This window comes from Paenibacillus wenxiniae, assembly GCF_039822605.1.
Lineage (GTDB): Bacteria > Bacillota > Bacilli > Paenibacillales > Paenibacillaceae > Saccharibacillus > Saccharibacillus wenxiniae.
In genome coordinates this window covers 292,084-310,771 of sequence record NZ_JBCGUH010000002.1, presented here as the reverse complement: position 1 = coordinate 310,771, position 18,688 = coordinate 292,084, and the positions used below count along the sequence as shown (strand labels likewise).

At 45.3% G+C, this 18,688-nt stretch carries 10 protein-coding genes; 4 read left to right on the top strand and 6 right to left on the bottom strand.

Going from position 1 to position 18,688, the window contains the following annotated elements; translation table 11 throughout:
• Positions 1–62: 62 nt before the first annotated feature.
• From AAHF22_RS04435 to AAHF22_RS04415, 5 genes are all read right to left on the bottom strand, one after another.
• The gene (locus AAHF22_RS04435; RefSeq protein WP_347323757.1) at positions 63–2,030 is read right to left on the bottom strand and encodes an ATP-dependent DNA helicase; all 1,968 of its coding nucleotides are present in this window, start codon (positions 2,028–2,030) and stop codon (positions 63–65) included.
• A gap of 354 nt (positions 2,031–2,384) precedes the next feature.
• Positions 2,385–3,905, bottom strand: coding sequence for an ABC transporter permease/substrate-binding protein (locus tag AAHF22_RS04430; RefSeq protein ID WP_347324104.1), 1,521 nt, complete (start codon positions 3,903–3,905; stop codon positions 2,385–2,387).
• A gap of 2 nt (positions 3,906–3,907) precedes the next feature.
• Entirely contained in the window at positions 3,908–4,777 is an 870-nt protein-coding gene (locus AAHF22_RS04425) for an ABC transporter ATP-binding protein (protein WP_371834017.1), read from the bottom strand.
• A gap of 405 nt (positions 4,778–5,182) precedes the next feature.
• Complete coding sequence (locus tag AAHF22_RS23850) at positions 5,183–6,169, bottom strand: YflT domain-containing protein (RefSeq protein WP_371834016.1); 987 nt, start codon at positions 6,167–6,169, stop codon at positions 5,183–5,185.
• A 344-nt stretch (positions 6,170–6,513) separates the two neighbouring features.
• Positions 6,514–7,062: a general stress protein gene (locus AAHF22_RS04415; RefSeq protein WP_347323756.1), complete on the bottom strand. Its 549-nt coding sequence runs from the start codon at positions 7,060–7,062 to the stop codon at positions 6,514–6,516.
• A 649-nt stretch (positions 7,063–7,711) separates the two neighbouring features.
• Between AAHF22_RS04415 and AAHF22_RS04410 the strand changes: the two genes are divergently transcribed.
• From AAHF22_RS04410 to AAHF22_RS04395, 4 genes are all read left to right on the top strand, one after another.
• Positions 7,712–8,683: an ABC transporter permease gene (locus AAHF22_RS04410; RefSeq protein ID WP_371834015.1), complete on the top strand. Its 972-nt coding sequence runs from the start codon at positions 7,712–7,714 to the stop codon at positions 8,681–8,683.
• Positions 8,684–8,922: 239 nt separating this feature from the next.
• Positions 8,923–9,834: a carbohydrate ABC transporter permease gene (locus AAHF22_RS04405; RefSeq protein WP_347323755.1), complete on the top strand. Its 912-nt coding sequence runs from the start codon at positions 8,923–8,925 to the stop codon at positions 9,832–9,834.
• Between the two features lie 109 nt (positions 9,835–9,943).
• The gene (locus AAHF22_RS04400) at positions 9,944–11,605 is read left to right on the top strand and encodes a type 2 periplasmic-binding domain-containing protein (protein WP_347323754.1); all 1,662 of its coding nucleotides are present in this window, start codon (positions 9,944–9,946) and stop codon (positions 11,603–11,605) included.
• A gap of 405 nt (positions 11,606–12,010) precedes the next feature.
• Positions 12,011–15,796: an S-layer homology domain-containing protein gene (locus tag AAHF22_RS04395; protein ID WP_347323753.1), complete on the top strand. Its 3,786-nt coding sequence runs from the start codon at positions 12,011–12,013 to the stop codon at positions 15,794–15,796.
• A gap of 139 nt (positions 15,797–15,935) precedes the next feature.
• On the opposite strand, the gene AAHF22_RS04390 is transcribed toward AAHF22_RS04395, so the two are convergent.
• Positions 15,936–18,305, bottom strand: coding sequence for an AraC family transcriptional regulator (locus AAHF22_RS04390; RefSeq protein WP_347323752.1), 2,370 nt, complete (start codon positions 18,303–18,305; stop codon positions 15,936–15,938).
• Between the last annotated feature and the right edge of the window lie 383 nt (positions 18,306–18,688).

Sequence of the window (18,688 nt, the reverse complement as noted above, 5' to 3'; positions counted from 1 at the left end):
TCTGCTTCATGCTTACGGTTATATATTCTGCTCATTTCGCAAATGATCATGATGCCGTACCCTTATGGCAGCAAATGCGTAACCGCTTGGTGTACTTCATCACGAGACAGTTCATGTCCAAAAATGGATACATGCCCCCCATCATCACGCGAACGAATCAGACGACCGATCCCCTGACGCAAACGAAGCAGCATATACGGCAGATCCACTTCATGGAAAGGATCGGTCGACTCGGCACGACGGGATGCAAACACAGGATCATTTGGTGGAAATGGTAATGACCAGACGATTACTCGGGACAATGACGGTCCCGGTATATCCAGCCCTTCCCATAATGTTACTGCACAAAGCACGCTCGTCTCTTCCTGCTGAAATGCAGAAATCAAATGGCTGATCTCTGCTGTTCCTTCATACAGCATCCGATATGGCCATGACTCGGTATGTGCCATGATCGACTCGGCTATTTGACGGAATGCTGTCAGTTCCTGCATCGAAGAAAATAAAATAAGCGAACGTCCGCCGCTCTGCTGTACAAGCGACAATACTTGTTCAGTTTGCACACGCTGATACGCTGGCGTTCCTACGATGGCTGTAGTCGCCTTTCCATCTATCGTTAATGGCGTTTGGAAAAGTTCTGCCTGCATCTGCTGCTGGTAATCGTATGGAGAAGCGACCGAGAAGGATAGATACTTTTCAATGCCAAGACTGTCTGCAATGTAAGCAAACGATTCATCGACCGAAAGTGTAGCGGAGGAGAATATAACAGGCATCTGCTTATCAAATACCATCTCACCCAGCACTTCTTTTACCTTTTTCGGCATGATCACAAGTGTCAGATCGGTGCCTTCCCCTTCCACCCAGGAGATCAGTTGATCTTGCTGACGGCATAAATCGAGTGCAAGCTGAATCATTTCCAGATGTTCCTCTACGATTTTGAGCTGGTAATCGTCAAGCGTGAATAAGCCGCTTTCAAATACAAGCTCTTCCTCGATCAGGTCAATATGCCGTTTCACATCTGCAATCTGCTGGAGTAGCTCATCATTCCAAGCAATATCACGGCGATTCGAACCAGGCACCGGATGGCTGGATCGACCGAGCATCTCAAACAGCATATCGCTTTGCACGATCACTTCTTCTACAGCGAGCGCCAGCGTTTCGCGCACTTCTCCATCCAGTAGACGGGTTACGATACTTTCAAACAGTGCTTGTTTGAGCTTGTACGTTAAAGCGTTTTGCGCAGCCGTTTCCAGCAAATGGCCTTCGTCAAATACTACCGAACTGTGCTCTGGCAATAACGGCAACTGCCCTTCGCGTTTACGTCCTTCATACGTCCATACATGCTCCATATAAAAGTCATGAGAGCAGATGATCAGATCGGTCGCTTTGCGATAATGATCACGCGATAGCGTCTGTCCACAGCGATGACGCTGGGAGCAAACGAGACAATCTTGAAATACATCCCAGCCGATTTTGTTCCACTGCTCATCATTCAGTTCTGGATAATCTTTACGATTCCCATATGGATAAAAGCGTTGCAGTGTATCCGAATAATGCACAAATTCTGGCAAATCGGTATAAATATCGCGATACAGATCATCTTCCAGCGGCTCAGCGCGGACTGCATCCAGCTTGTTCAGACAGATGTATTGATCCGGCGACTTCCCGAGCCTTGCATCAACCTGCAAGTCCAGATAACGTGCCAGCTTGTGAATATCACCTTCCGGCTTAACGAGCTGCTCAATGAGCGACTCGTCTGCACAGGCGATAATCGCAGGCTTACGCGTATAGCGCGCATACGCGATTGCATAAAGCAGGTAGACGAGTGTTTTGCCCGTTCCGACACCAGCTTCAGCAAAAATCGTTTTCTTCTCGGCGTATGCTTTTTCCAGCTGAAACGCCATGTAAATCTGCTCATCCCGTAGCTCTAATCCGGCTTCAGGTAAAATGTCATAAAACACATCAGCAATCCATTCGCCAGCTTGCTGTACGAATGGACGCGACGGATCAAATGTAAATGGATATGTGCTCAAGCTTGTAATTCCCCCACCCGCTAAATAATATCGTATCCCAAGCGTTAAACTCGGACCTGCTCTTCGTACGATTGGCATCATTATATTATAACGGATGGAGTACATGTAGGGAAATAGATTTTAAAATAAATATAGTGCCAAACGCTGTAAAGTAACCTATTTTGCTGCGCAAAAATGACTTTTTTATTGAACCTCGCGTTTATACTGCCAAACGCTAGAAGGTAACCTATTTTGCTGCGCAAAAATGACTTTTTTATTGAACCTCGCGTTTATGGTGCCAAACGCTGAAATGTAACCTATTTTGCTGCGCAAAAATGACTTTTTCATTGAACCTCGCGTTTATGGTGCCAAACGCTAGGAATCAATCAATCCTTTTTGTTGTAGGAAGGTGCGTGCGACTTCGGCTGCGGATTCGCCGCCGACATTGACGCGATAGTTCATTTCGCGCATCTCATCGTCTGTAATTTGACCGGCTAGCTTGTTCAGTGCTTTGACCACTTTAGGATACTTTTTGTAGGTCTCCTCACGCATAAGCGGTGCACCTTGATACGGTGGGAACAGACCGCGGTCATCTTCGAGTACGCGCAGCTTATACTGCGCTAACTCACTGTCGGTGGAATAGGCATCAATCAGTTGTATATCGCCTGCTTCGATCGCACTGTAACGTAGCTTTGGCTCCATCGTCGTTAAATTAGGTAGCTGTAAACCGTACAGCTTTTGCATACCGAGATAGCCATCATTACGATCGGCGAATTCGCGCGTAAAACCAACTTTGATGCTGGAAGCTACTTTTTGCAAATCAGAGATCGTGGTCAGATCGTTTTGCTCTGCATAAGCTTCAGGCACCGCCAGTGCATACGTATTGTTATATTTCATCGGTGGCAATAGCTCCATCTGGAACTTTTGCTTCATGCCATCACGAGCTTGCTCGTATACTTTAGCACTATCGGTACTGACCGCATCGGTACGCAGAAATTCTGCAATTGCAGTACCGGTGAATTCAGGATAGATGTCGATGCTGTTATTTTGCAGTGCATTGAACAAGAACGATGTTTTACCAAGTCCTGGTTTAAGCGACACATGCAAATTCGTATCCTGCTCAATTAGCTCTTTATACATATTAATGAGAATTTCCGGTTCAGCTCCCAGCTTACCTGCGATGACCAGATCTTTTTGCGATTGATTGACAAGCGGAATTACTGTGGCCGACACTACAACCACTGCGGCAAGCGCAAGCATCCATACCGCACGTTTAAAGCTGGCGCGCTCAATCACACGCAACAGCAGATCAAATATAATCGCAAGCAGCGCTGCTGGAATCGCGCCCAGCAAGATCAATGCGGTATCATTCCGGTCGATCCCGAGCAAAATAATATCACCGAGTCCACCGGCGCCGATCAGTGCAGCCAGTGTAGTCGTTCCGATAATAAGCACCATCGCTGTCCGGATACCCGCCATAATGACAGGCAAAGCAAGCGGTAGTTCCACTTTGAACAAACGCTGCCCACGTGTCATTCCCATTGCATCGGCTGCCTCCAATAAAGACGGATCAACCCGTCGAATACCGGTATAGGTATTACGCAAAATCGGCAGCAGTGCATAGATGACAATCGCTACAATCGCAGGCACAATGCCGATACCGAGCAGCGGAATGAGCAAACCAAGCAACGCCAGAGAAGGAATCGTTTGTAACACTGCTGCAATGCCAAGTATACCTTCGGATATTTTCAGATGTCTGGAAATATAAATGCCCAGCGGAATCGCGATAATTAGCGCAAATAATAATGCGATAAAGGAAATAAGAATATGCTGCGTTAACGCCTCTACCCATTGATCCTGACGCTGTACCCACACATCCACTACATTGTTCCACATATTCACTCGCCTCGTCTCCCTTCATCATCCGACTGCTGACGGGCAGACGGGTTGTTCACAGATGAGTGGGTAAACGAATCGGCTGCCGTTGTGTTAGGCTCTGACATATTAGCAGTGGAATGGGGCATTACAGCCGGATTCATTGTCGGCGCAGCCGCCTGAAAAAATTCGCGCACAAAATCATTCGCTGGACGACTCATCAGCATATCCGGTGTATCTACCTGAAGCATGCGTCCATCCTGCATCAAGCCAATACGATCACCTAGCTTGATTGCCTCCTGAATATCATGCGTCACGAAAACGATCGTCTTGCGAATCGTCGCTTGCAGTTCCAGCAGATCATTTTGCAGTCGTTCCCGTGCAATAGGATCAAGCGCACTGAATGGTTCATCCATTAAGATCACTGGTGGATCAGCTGCGAGTGCACGAAGTACACCGATGCGTTGCTGCTGCCCCCCGGATAGCTCGGATGGCTTGCGTGTGCGAAATACAGCTGGATCCAGTCCTACCATATGCAGCAATTCATCAATGCGTTTATCGATACGCGCTCGATCCCATCCACTCAATTCCGGCGTGATCGCGATATTTTGCTCTACCGTCATATGCGGAAACAACGCAATCTGTTGCAGCACATAACCGATCCCGCGGCGTAGCTCATGGGGCTGCATATCCTGCACAATATGATCATTCACTTCAATCGTGCCGCTGCTCGGCTCGATTAAACGATTAATCATTTTTAATGTCGTTGTTTTGCCACATCCGCTCGGTCCGACCAGCACAAAAAATTCGCCCTGTTCAATATGTAAATCCATCGGTTGTACAGCAATGGTGCCGTCTTCATATTGCTTCGACACGCCATTAAAAGTTATCATAGTCCGCCCCCTGACTCATTGTTGACTGCTAATCTGCTATTACCCAACCTGTTATTAACTTACCCAGCATGAATAAAAAATGGGATAATCCACTTCTATTTCCATAAATATCCTATCAATGCTATTGGAATATGAACTAAGGCATAGGTTCCATAGAACGTGAAATGATCAAATAAAAACAAGCCTGCAACGGATCGCTCCAATGCAGGCTTGCCATTTAATTAATACATCCATATACTTCCATCTGTAACTTGTCTTTTTATTTACTTGATTGTATTCAGCCCATACTCATTTAAACGCTGATGGGAAAAATACTAATTTTTTGCGGCTCTATTATGCAACGAATGGACTAACCCACTATCATTCGTGATTTAGAAATTCACTCGGTTAGAATGAAAAGTACAGTTAGCGACGCATGCGATCAATCTGCTCGCGTCCTTTCTCTACCAGATCTTTACCTTTTTCCTTCAATGATTCATCATGTGTATCCTCTGTACGTTTGCGGTTATGATCCATTGGATCAAGCGGACCTGTATTGGCCATATTGGTACCCATTGCACCTGTTGTGCCCATACTTGCACGCTGTACAGAATCATCGCCTACAGTCGGTTGACCGCTGCGATCGAGCCGTTGTTCATCGCTCGTAGCACCTAGCTGTTGCTCTGCCTGTACATCGCGTTCAGGTAATGTCGCATCTGTACGAGTAGTGCCTAATGCACCAGCATCTTCATCAGCTACCATACGCTCTTCCCGATCAACCATACGTTGTTGTGATTCTTCCGTTGTGAATACACCGTTCACACGATCAGTGCCTTGCTGTGGTGTATCCCTATTCACACTCGTGTTCAATGGGGCATCATAGTAACGACTGTTTGTTGCTCCATTGGCACGGAATACATCGTAGATCCGACTACGGTTGCCCGCAGCGCTGTCGACCATAACGAGAATATTACCCTCATTGACGTTCGCTTCATATTCTTTTGCTTCTTCTTCCGGTATGCCCATACCGATCAGACCGCCGACCAGTCCGCCTGCACCAGCACCTGCCGCTGCGCCAGCCAGTGTAACAGCGATAGGTCCAGCTGCCATAATCGGTCCAAATACAGGAATCGCTGCAATCCCCAGTCCTGCGAGCAGTCCAGCTACACCGCCGATGACACCGCCTGTGGTAGCACCTGTAGCTACACCTTCCGGTGCTTTGGTGCCTGTCTCATCACCAAGTTGACGCATTTCCGCTTTATTATTACCAACGATCGAAATATCATCGGAACTAAATCCCGCATCCTTCAGATCGCGAATTGCCTTGCTCGCTTCCGCTTCCGTTGTAAATACACCTACAATTTTACGTGTCTCATTGTCCAGTTCATTGCGATTGTGCCCGTTGTTCAACATGTTGTTTCCTCCTTTGCATAATCACGTAATGTTCTGCGCTTTCCTGTTACATTATTAACCTTAGTTGTAAATTCAAAACATACACAACGATTTGTTTAGCTCAATCGATAACTCAAAAAAGTCATTATATCTTTCAGCATAAGTAACACAACATCTTTTAACACAAGCAATACAAGCTTCTCGATATGAATTGTAACAATTACCTAGAAAAATTAACCGTAAAACCATACTTGCGAATGATATACGTTGATGTGAAATAAAATTGCATCTACTAGTGTGACCGTGTAACAGTGGTCTACTACATCAATTTTGCCTGCAAAATCATACCGCACTCGCATACTACACTATTCACGATTTCTTTCCGCACCTTCGCTCCACGGATTATTCACATTAACCGCCTCATTACGGCGCAAAATATCGTAAATTTCCTCTGTTCGTCCGGTTGCTTCGGAGACAAGAATAAGAATATTCCCCTGTCCAAGTTGCTCCTCATAATGTCCAGCTTCTTCTTCCGATAAACCGTAGCCAATCAGCGCCCCAATTAGACCGCCTGCTCCTGCTCCAAATAGAGCGCCTGTGAACATACTGGCAATAGGACCAATCGCTAACATAGGACCTACACCCGGAATAGCAAATGTAGCAAATCCAGCCAACAATCCGGCTAATCCGCCGAATACGGTTGTTTCAGACATGCCTGCCTGTCGCTGTGCCTCAATATCAACACCGGTCTCGCGCTCGATCGCAGCGGCATCGCCTGGATTTTTTGCCAGTACCGAAATATCTCTACCTTCAAAACCAGCCTGTCGTAAATCACGCACCGTTTGCAACGCGTGATTCTCATCTACAAATACACCGATAATCTTTTCCATGACTTTGTTATAAGGATCGTTCATAGGATCTACTCACTTTCGCTGTAATATCGTAGTTGAACCTGCTCATGCGAATGTGCATGTGTATAACCTATACTTAGACGTAATGCCTGCTTGCTTAAACGGAACGACCGATTTTCTACTTTTGTTTTACTGTACGTCCATCATTTTAATCTTTTATTTGTGTTATTTATGATGTAGACCTAACATGTGTAAACGCATACAACTAACATCATGATAAATATGCTGTTTATGATAGCGTTTTCATTTTAAGTGTGGTTGTTATTCGGCTTTGTGGATAGTTCATAATAAGCCAATTATGACCTCATATTTGACATATTACTGTTCGGATCAGGCAATCTTCGACTCTTTTTGTAGCATTAAGCTCACATCTATTGCTATAGCTTGAAAAGTCTACCTCGCCACTGCTTTACTCCTTCAAATGGTAAAGCACATTCTACATATTTACGTAGCTGTTGAACCTTTTTACAATACAGACATCGCGCTACTGCTATTGCTTATAGCTAATCTAGCTATCCGCCTTTTTATACCATTTGAAAAGCGATAAGCGCTTGTACGTGTACAACGAATAAAGCTCAATCCTCGCTCGCTACAATAACGTTGAAGCCTTAATGCAAGCTGCTTGGATGAGAAGCACTAAAGGAGGAATAGGATGCAAAAGAATATGTCCGATTCAGTGCAAGTGGAAGGGCTGTCCAAAGTGTCAGCCGGAGACAAACGACATTCATTCTGGAAACGAATCTCCCGTAACTGGGAACTGTATCTGCTCATTGCTCCCGCCTTCCTATACTTTCTAATCTTTCATTATGGACCGATGTATGGCATCCAGATCGCTTTCAAAAACTTTTTGCCTGCTCGCGGCATTACCGACAGTCCCTGGGTCGGCTTCGATCACTTTATTCGTTTTTTTAATTCTTATTATTTCTGGGATTTGATTCGTAACACATTAACGATCTCACTTTATCAACTGATTGTCGGATTTCCACTACCGATTTTGCTCGCACTTGCTTTTAACGAAATTCGGAACGGCTGGTTCAAGCGCACGGTGCAGACAGTCACCTATGCACCGCATTTTATATCGGTGGTCGTTATGGCAGGGATTATCGTTACGTTCCTATCTCCCTCAACCGGAATTATCGTCAAAATGATTGAATGGATGGGCTTTAGTTCACCTGCCTTTTTGACCGATCCCGCATGGTTCAAAACGATGTATGTATTATCCGGCGTCTGGCAAAGTACAGGCTGGGGAACGATTATTTATCTGGCCGCCCTGTCAGCTGTCGATCCACAGCTACATGAAGCTGCCATTGTAGACGGTGCCAGTCGCTGGCGACGTATTTGGTGCATTAATATTCCAACGATCATTCCAACGATCACGATTTTGCTCATTTTGAATGTCGGCAGCATTCTGGGCGTAGGCTTTGAAAAGATTTTGTTGCTGCAAAATCCGCTCAATATGAGTTCATCCGATGTAATCGACACGTTTGTATATCGCACCGGTCTACTCAATGTACAGTATAGCTTCTCTACCGCAGTCGGGTTGTTCAACTCGGTTGTGAACGCCGCGTTGCTCGTCGCCGTCAATCAGGTTGCTCGTAAGACGAGTGAGCATAGTTTGTGGTAAAGCATCGATATCGCTAGCGTAAAATACGTCGGCTCCTTCAAAAATCAGATTCCAATCGAGAACACAGTCGTTACCGATGCAATATGTCTATATGTGTATGCAATAATCGATCAATCATAGTCACTTCACTTTCATTATCGCCGATTCTTCTTTACGATGTGCCTATCTGCAAAGATGATCTGACCCATCTTATTTTGACGCATGAGTTATAGGATGAACTTTAGAAAGGAGATGGATGAATGGCTGCTGTAATCAAAGAAAGTCGATCCGACCGCATCTTTTTACTGCTAAATTATGTGTACCTGGCAATTGCGCTCATCTGCGTACTGTATCCGCTTGTGTATATCGTAAGCGCCTCGATCAGTTCACCTACCTATGTCAGCTCAGGTGAAATGTGGCTCCTGCCAAAAGGCATTACATTTGAAGGCTACCAGCGCGTATTTGAAAATCAATCGATCTGGCAGGGGTATGCAAATACGATTTTGTACACCGTTGTCGGTACGCTGGTCAATTTGCTCGTTACGATTCCGGCTGCTTATGCGCTCAGTCGTTCAGACTTTGTCGGACGCGGATTTTTTATGGCGATGTTTCTGGTCACGATGTTTTTCAGCGGAGGCCTGATTCCGACTTATCTGCTTGTGAAAAATCTCGGTCTGGTCAATACGATGTGGGCTTTGATTTTACCGGGTGCCGCCTCGGTGTGGAATATTATCGTTGCTCGTACCTTTTTCCAATCGACGATTCCAAAAGAATTGCAGGAAGCCGCGCATATTGATGGCTGTACAAACTTGCGTCTGTTCTGGAAAATTGTCATTCCACTGTCTGCTCCAATTATCGCTGTGATGGCACTCTTTTACGGCGTAGGACATTGGAATAGCTATTTTAATGCATTGGTCTACTTGAATGATGAGTCCAAGTATCCGCTGCAAATGGTACTGCGTCAAATTCTTGTGTTGCAAGAAATGACGGGTAGCGGTATCGGCGCTGCTACTAGCGGTGAATCGGCAATGGCGATGAATGCACGCGCCGATTCGGCAGCACTACTGAAATACGCAGTCATTATCGTATCAACATTGCCGATCATTGCGATCTATCCATTCCTGCAACGCTATTTTGTACAGGGCGTCATGATTGGTTCAGTAAAAGGTTAAGCTGTCATCGGGCAGGCTACGAATGGCAATGTAGATATCGCGCCGTACGTAGACGTCACAGTCTGGCTTAGTTGGGGTTTGTTAGTTCCTAATTTGAAGGAGGCTTACTATGAAAGGTTCATTCCGTACCGGTTCTGGCTCGTCCACTTCATTTTTACGTCGTTTGAAGGCGCACCGTACCGCCGCGCTCGTGTTATCTGTTGTGCTCGGTACATCGATTTTGGCTGGCTGTTCTTCCGGCTCCACAGAACCGCAGGTAGGCAGCGCTGAATCCGCAGCGAATGTGAACAAAGAAGGCTTCCCCATCGTAAAAGAAAAGATCACACTTAGTATGATGGGTCCTGATGTGGGCATGCAAAACTGGAAAGACATGCCTGCTTTTCAAGAAATGGAAAAGCTAAGCAATATTTCGTTCAAGTTTGAAAACCCACCGCTAGACAGCTTTGAAACGAAAAAGAATCTCGTGTTCGCTAGCGGTGAATATCCCGACATCTTCTACGCTTCTTCGCTAACACAGGCAGACGAAGTCAACTACGGCAGTCAGGGCATTTTGCTGCCGCTAGAGAAGCTAATCGATAATGGCTATGCGCCTAATTTGAAAAAGCTACTTGATGAACACCCGGAAATTCGCAAATCGATCACTACACCGGATGGTCATATTTACTCCCTGCCCGTTATTAATCAGCAAAGTATCTGGTATCGCAGCCCGATGTGGTATAACGGTGACTTCCTGGAAGCGTTAAAAGTGAAAGATACCGATCTGCCGAAGACGACTGAACAGCTGTACGATCTGCTTGTCCGTTTCCGTGACGAAGATCCGAACGGCAATGGCAAAAAGGATGAAATTCCGCTCGCTTCCGTCAAGCTGGACGATATTCGTTCATGGCTGCTCGGTGCATGGGGCATCTACGGGGAAGATATTTACAATGATGCGAACGGCAACGTTCATTTTGCCCGTACCGAAGAGGGTTATCGTGAATTTTTAACCTACATGAACCGTCTATGGAAGGACAATTTGCTTGATCATGAAACGTTCTCGCAAACACCGGATCAGAAAAAAGCTAAAGGTGCGAACAATCAGCTCGGTCTGTTCCAGGACTGGCATGCGTACTTTACGCACGGTGGCAAACCGACGACCAAAGATCCGATGTTTGTTCCGGTGAAAAGCGATGCGGTCGACAAACCTGCTGTAGCTGTGCATCCAGGGTTATCGACGGGCGCATTTGCGATTACGGAAAGCAATCCGGCACCGGAAGCTTCCCTGCGCTGGGTCGATTATATGTACAGTTATGATGGCGCCATGTTGTTTGACAAAGGACCTGAAGGCCTGATGTACGAAACCGTTAACAAAGAAGATCATACGAAAAAATGGAAACCGTTACCGAGCCAGTATAACAGCCGTGAAGATTATCGTGGTACGTTGACGCCAAACTACGGTACACCGGCTCCTACACTGCTCAGTCCAGATTTGCAAAAGGGCTTGAAAGAAGATTTCGACCTGTGGGTCGACAAGCAAAATGAAGAAAAGATTCTCGCATACGATCCGCAGCCGCCATTCCCCATCCTATATCTAACACAGGAAGAACAGGCGGAAATCTCTAGCCTGCGTGCCGATATGGATACGTACATTCAACAAATGGAAGCCAAATTCGTCACCGGTCAGGAACCTTTAACCGGCTGGGATAATTATTTGGCCACCGTTAAGCAAATGGGTAGCGACCGCATGATTGAGATTTACCAGACCGCCTATGATCGTTGGAAAAATAGTTAATTTTTGTATTACAGCTTCACTAGCCTTACCTAATACTAGCTATCGATTTGCATAAACATGCAAAAAAGCCAAATAAATTATCCAATGGATTCCGTATTGTGCCCATGAAGCAACGATACGTACAATGATGTATCGGCATATTCATCGAAAGGCAGTCCGTAATCGGACTGCCTTTCGCTGTGCTTATCGCCTTGTCTTAACGCCTTATTTAAAGAAGCTTTAACCAATGGACAGACGATGATCCAATGACTCTATTTACATAAAAAAATCGATCCGATGTGCCGTCCCAACATACCAATATGGAACAGTGCAAAAAAATAGTTTAATTCATTAACTGAAACTCACTTAACAACCGATAATAGATTTGCGGGAAAAAGATTAAATATTCAGCAAAGGGGACAGCACATGAAAAAATGGATGATCTGGTGTTTGGCGATCATGATCGCTTTGCCGAGCGCAGTGGCTACACCTGTCTATGCCGATGACAATACGGCGAATACGACAAACAGTAATACAACTAGCAACAACAGTACCGTTTCATCGGATACGTACTCAACAAACAATTCTACAACGTCCACCGACAACACGAATACTTCGACTTCCGGAGGCGGTAGTACAGTAAACACAAATTCTACAACGAACAAACCAGTTATCAATCTGATCGGCGACAGCAATGTGCGCATGAAGATCGGTACAACATTTGCTGATCCAGGCACAACGGTACAGGATGATGTATATAATGACCTCTCCGCAAAGGTGACGTATACACTTAATAGCCAGCCGGTTAATTCCATCGACACGAATGCAATAGGCACCTATGTTATTCATTATAATGTGACAACATCAGACAATCGTGTTGCTAATGAAGCTACACGTACCGTAACGATTGTAAATGCTGGCGATTATACCGACCTGTCCAGTGTTAACGTGCCTAATGCTTACGGAATGGCTTATTACGGAGATTATGTGTATGTTGCACAGCGTGACACAGGATTAGCCCGCGTCAACCTGTACAGTGGCAAAATCGAAACGATTGTTAGCTCCAGCCAATCGTTTATGGCGGTAGCGCTCGATTCGTCCGGTAATCTTTTTTATACCATTGATAGCGACTCAACCATCTACAAATTGAATCACAATGATTTGAACAATCTACCTCTAAGCCAGAGTGATTTTACGGCTAAAAAGAGTGCGTATTTCTCTTCTAATCAATACAACTTCTTTTATGGTTTAGCTTTTGACAGCAAAGACAATATCTACTTCTCAGATTACAGTTCCAAAGGTATTCTCAAGTTGCCAGCCAATTCACTTACTCCACAGGTCGTATTGAGCGGTTTCTCGACCTACTTTACCAGCTTCACCATTGATCCGCTGGGCAACTTGTATACGAGTGGTGATAATAGCAAAGTATATCGTGTCGATTCCAGCACGCTTCAATCGTTACCTATCAATGCTAACAATGTCGTGAATATTAGCGGCGATGATTACAATGGCGGTTATGGCATGTTCTTTACCCCAGATGGTACATCGTATATCGGTTCCTATTTTGAAAAGAATCCAAAATCTACGTTGATTCCAGTCATTACGCTGAATGGGTCTTCACCGACTACAGTTAATCAAAATGATAGCTTCTATGATCCAGGTGTAACCGTTACGCCAAGTCAATACACGAATCTTCAAACCGTCACGACGTATACATTGAATGGTTCCCCGGTTCCAGGTGTGGATACAAGTGTACCGGGTACGTACACTATTCATTATAATGCTTCGATTTCATCACAGTATGTGGCCAAAGAAGTAACACGTGACGTGATCGTTAAACCTGGACCATCGCAATTGAGCGATGTTTTGGTTAAACGTCCTTTCGGACTCGCTTATCATGATGGCGATGTCTATTATGCAGATTACGATCGTGGTATTTACAAAATTTCGACCAAAACATTTAAAGTCACCCGTATTTCCAAAAGCGATGACTATAGTATGGTCGCAGTGGCGCTGAACAAAAATGGCGATCTATTTTACTCATTTAGCGATCAGCGCAAAATTTACAAATTAGATCATTCGTATCTGAATGATTCGGAGTTCTTACCTTATTCGGAAAGCAATCTGATCAAATCGAGTACGGTTTATTATGAAGCACCGCAAGATACAACCAATAATTCGTATTGGACATCGATTACTGGTTTAGCTTTTGATCAGAACGACCGTCTGTATATAGGTTTGCAAATGGACAATGAACTGCAAGTAGTTTCCAAAATCTTGCGTTTCCCTGCCGATTCGGCAACAAATCCTGAGCTGGTAGCTACGTACCCGACTCGTGTGTACGGTCTGACGATTAGTCCATTAGGCAATCTATATGTGAATGTAGGTCAGTTTATCATGGCTAAAGCAGAGCCTTACCAGCTGGAAAACTTGCCGATGTCACCGTTAAACTTTAAGCAACTGGGCAAAACCAATTCCGCCTATGGTGTCATTTTCCTGCCGGATCGCACAGGCTACACTAGCTCTGTACAATCTACAGGAACATTAGACAAGCTGAGTTTCCTGGATTCGGTGTCTGCTTTAAGCATGATGCTGAGCCAGACTACACTGAGCTTTACACAGGGCGATGCGGCTAAACAATTATCCACTGCTATTTCGCCACAAAATGCTACAAACCAGCAGCTCGTATGGAAAAGTAGCAATGAAGAAGTAGCCACTGTGCAAAATGGTCTGGTCACTCCAGTCGGACCGGGTAGCGCGATCATCAATGTGTATGTGAGCGACCAGCCTGAAATTTCGGCTACAGCTACCGTGACAGTAACAGCCAAACCTGATGTGGTGATCGTTGAAAAAGAGGACAAAAAGAAAACCGACAACGCACCAACGCTTGGTGTAGATGGCGGAGCAGGTAAAATGTATGTGCCTTCTACAGCAACGGAGTCCCGCACGATTCAATTCGACGGCAAAATCCAACGTAATATTACGCTGGATACCGACAAAATGCCCGGCGCAATCAACCTGCTGAAAAGCTTGAATGAAACGAATGTACGTCTGAACATTCCGACGATTAGCAATGCTAACGTCCAAACAAATATTACGTTGCCAACTAGCGTATCGAATCTGATTAGCAGCAACAATATGAATCTTCAAATGAACACCGATAATGTTCAGATGATTATTCCACCTTCTTCACTGCAAAATGTGAATCAATATGTAACCTTCAGTATTAACAAAATCACGTCGAAAATAGATGTTCAACAGCAAAAAGCCAACGCAGAAAATCTACTGGCGATTCAAAAAATCGTAGGTAATGGCTCCCTTTCTGTAGTAGGTAATCCAATCGATATTACAACAAACTTCCAAAATAAGCTTGTGGATATGTCGATTTTGGTTCCTAACACGGCAATTGAATCATCGGTATCCGTGGTGAACAAGCTTATCGTTTATGTAGAACACAGCGATGGCACCAAAGAAGTGATTCAACAGCCAAAAATCACGATCGGTGACGATGGCCAGGCGACCGTAACATTCCCAACGACTAAATTCAGTACATTTACCGTTATGAGTGTAAGTGGTGCAACAACGACGAATGCAGGGACAACACCTGTAACAGGCACAAACCCTGCCAATACAGGCGGTGTCGTCAAACCAGCGTATATTGAAGGTTATCCAGACGGTACATTCCGTCCAAACAACAGTCTGACTCGTGCAGAACTCGCTTCCCTGCTTTATCGTCTGCAAGCAACAAGCAGCAATACAGGCGCAGTAAAAAGCTTTAAAGATGTATCATCTAGCTTCTGGGCAAATCAAGCGATTCAAGCGATGCAGTCTGCTGGACTGATGAGCGGTTTGCCAAACGGTACATTTGCACCGTCCAAACCGATCACACGTGCGGAAATGGCGATCATTTTGAGCCGCTGGCAAGGTTTAAGCGGTCAAGGTGGTACGACATTCGCAACTGATATTAATGGACACTGGGCAGAGCGCGATATTAAGCTCGTACTCACCGCAGGTCTGATGCAAGGTATTAGCCCATCCAGCTTCCAGCCGAATGCACCGTTAACTCGTGCACAGGCAGTCACGATCCTTAATAAAATTTTGGAAAAAACAGCGGTACTATCTGCTCGTCCAACACCGTGGAAAGATGTACCATCCAGCCACTGGGCTTATGCAGATATTATGGAAGCTTCCAACTCCTACTCGCTGAAATAAAGGAATTGAAATGCTGAAATAAAGGAATTGAAATAAGGTAACATTGTATAAGCGAAAAGAAAGTTAACAAAAACCACCTTCGAGAACATCCAGCATATTCGCCGCTGGTATTGACCTCTTGAAGGTGGTTTTTTATACGCTATGAGATCGAATCGCGAACTTCCAGCGCTGCCTGCTGCTCTTCCCCACGATGCAGTTTGCGGTATTGCCCTGGTGTACAGCCCATTTCCTTTTTAAATTTACGAATAAAATTAGCCGTATCCAGATAACCGACCCGCACGATAATATCTTTAAGCGGCTCATCGGACTCCGTAATCTGACGAATCACTTCATCTCGCCTTAATTGCCAGATGTATTGAGAAAAGGTTAAGCCGGTTTTATCCTTGAACGTGCGGCTTAAGTACGAACTGGAAATAGAAAATTGCTGGGCCATGCCTTCCAGGCTAAGAGCATAATCGGCATATTGCCCTTCTACATAAGCGACAATTTGATCCAGCAGCGATACGTGTTCCGTTTCTTGCTTGTGCTCGGCACATTCGCAAATGCGGATCGCGAGCATTTGCAATTGCCCTTCCAGTTCTTCTGCGGTCTCAAAGGCTGACACCTGCGGCATATCACGCAAACTGCCTAGCAGTCCAGCATCTGACGCCGCACGCAGTACCGTATTCAGCAGATCGAATAAAATACAGCGCATAAGTGGTAGCGGTAATGACTGGGCATGTACGCCTGCTGTAATCGTATGAATCATATGACTGGCTACTTGAATATTCCCTTGTTTGAGACTTTGAGACAGCTTGAGCAGCGATTCATTGCTAATCCAGAATTGACTGCTAGCAGAACGATGCTCCTCCTGATGCAGCTGATCGAAATACGTCACACTGGATGTTTCTCCGATCACGCGATATTCCATCGCCGTAGCTGCCTCAATAAAGGATTGATTAATCATTTCCAGCTGTGCATAGCTTGTTCCCACTCCAACGGTTGGAACCGTACCATAATGTTGATGCACAAGCTTCCGTACGGTCTCGACAATGCCAGACATGCTTTCCTCCGCCTCATGACCTGGCTGTAGCTGCCAGCAAACAGCAACGGCCAATCGATTGCTGGACGAATACTCTACCCCATACAGCTGTGCCCCAAATTCCGGCAATGCCACTTCGCTTAACACATCCGGCAAGCTCAGATAAGGACTAACCGTCTCGTCCAACAGTTCCACATTACTTGATGTCACTGTATCTGTAGCATGATGAACCAAAGTATCGCCCGATACAATCATGACAAAGTACTGCAATCCGTGACCACGAAGTCCAAGTCCATCGATCAAGCGAGCGGTTTCCGGGTCGTCTGGCTGTCCATGCTTCATCAACATCAGCAAACATTGATGACGCACATACGGCTGCTGCAAGCCTACCTGATCCCGATAATGAAGCAGTGTCTCACGAATCCATGTCCACTCGTTATGGAGCGGCTGACCGACTGCTGAATGACGTTCAGCCTGTGCTGCGACTCCTGCATTGCGGCTCTGTGCAAACTCCACCAGATCGCGCAGCGGTCCATATTGACGCCGCGCCAGCATCAATGCAACCGGAATACCTGCCAGCGCTACCAGTGCAAAAATCAGCACAATTAATGTTTGAATATGGAAGATGCGGCTAAAAAATTGATCGCTTGGCATCACCGTCACATACGTCCAGCCATTTTCCTGAGACTCTACCGCCACAACCGATTGTTGTTTACCGCCTAGCTCCATACTGTGAATACCTGATTTTAGCTCCGATAATGTTCCCAGCTCAAGCGGTGTAGGCGGCGTATCATGACTATTTGCGGTGAGCACATGCCCATTGTTATCAAAAATATAACTGTTTCCTTTAAAATCACTCAATACAGAATCCATCATTCCGGTCAATTTGGACTCGTTAATCAAATACACAACGGTGGCATAAGGATACGCATCTGTCGGCTTGATCGGCACCATATGCACTAGCATCGAGGATTGACGCGAGTTCACAGTCACCTGATCTGCCGGTCTTGTAAACGGATACTTAATTTCATTCAGATCACGCTTAATTTGCTGCTGATCCCAGCTATTAAACGTATACGTTTTACCAAACACAACGTTCAAGCCACTGAGTCCTTCAGATGAATAAATGACGGAATCATTATGAAAATACAGCAACAGATCGTCAATAATGGCACTATTCGCCCGATACTGATCCAGCCTGCGAATCGCTTCGCTGCTGTAATACGGATGCTTGACCATATAACGTGTCAGGCTGTTATCGTAACTCATACGAATCGCAATATCACGTAACTCCGTCATCCGTCCATCAATCGTCATACGCACCTGATTGAGCTGATTCACATTTGATTGCTCAATTTCCATACGCAAACTTTTCACTGCACTTTGATAAATAAAGATCGTAATCACGATCAACGGAATGAGGAAAATCAACAAATACGACACCATATAGCTTCGCTGCAACTTGGAACCTGTACGCTTGAATATCATCCGCTTCCTCCTCAGGCATAACGATGATCGGTGGCTGTGCAGAACAAACAGGCTGTAAGTTGTACATAATATGTCATATCGTATTACATCATGTGTCGTAAGCGATACATACATAATCGTCATCGTCAATGGAATCAAAATAGCAGTTCCATCACCAATCGACACGTACACGGTAGATGACCTAAGTGAACAGCATACACTGCCTTTATGTTGCAAAGCACATAGCACATAGCACATAGCACATAGCACATAGCACAAAATAGGCTATGCTGCATACGCCTAGACTGCAACCTTCGATATCGATGCTTATGAATTATGGAACACGTAACAACGTAATTTCAATGACATGCTATCCAACTTGGACTGCGTCATTCTACGGACCT

Bases quoted from the DNA above. Each gene is read 5' to 3' on its own strand.
- AAHF22_RS23850 (WP_371834016.1), bottom strand. From the start codon at position 6,169: ATGTTGAACAACGGGCACAATCGCAATGAACTGGACAATGAGACACGT.
- AAHF22_RS04395 (WP_347323753.1), top strand. From the start codon at position 12,011: ATGAAAAAATGGATGATCTGGTGTTTGGCGATCATGATCGCTTTGCCG.
- AAHF22_RS04405 (WP_347323755.1), top strand. From the start codon at position 8,923: ATGGCTGCTGTAATCAAAGAAAGTCGATCCGACCGCATCTTTTTACTG.
- AAHF22_RS04390 (WP_347323752.1), bottom strand. From the start codon at position 18,305: ATGATATTCAAGCGTACAGGTTCCAAGTTGCAGCGAAGCTATATGGTG.
- AAHF22_RS04430 (WP_347324104.1), bottom strand. From the start codon at position 3,905: ATGTGGAACAATGTAGTGGATGTGTGGGTACAGCGTCAGGATCAATGG.
- AAHF22_RS04415 (WP_347323756.1), bottom strand. From the start codon at position 7,062: ATGAACGATCCTTATAACAAAGTCATGGAAAAGATTATCGGTGTATTT.
- AAHF22_RS04400 (WP_347323754.1), top strand. From the start codon at position 9,944: ATGAAAGGTTCATTCCGTACCGGTTCTGGCTCGTCCACTTCATTTTTA.
- AAHF22_RS04410 (WP_371834015.1), top strand. From the start codon at position 7,712: ATGCAAAAGAATATGTCCGATTCAGTGCAAGTGGAAGGGCTGTCCAAA.
- AAHF22_RS04425 (WP_371834017.1), bottom strand. From the start codon at position 4,777: ATGATAACTTTTAATGGCGTGTCGAAGCAATATGAAGACGGCACCATT.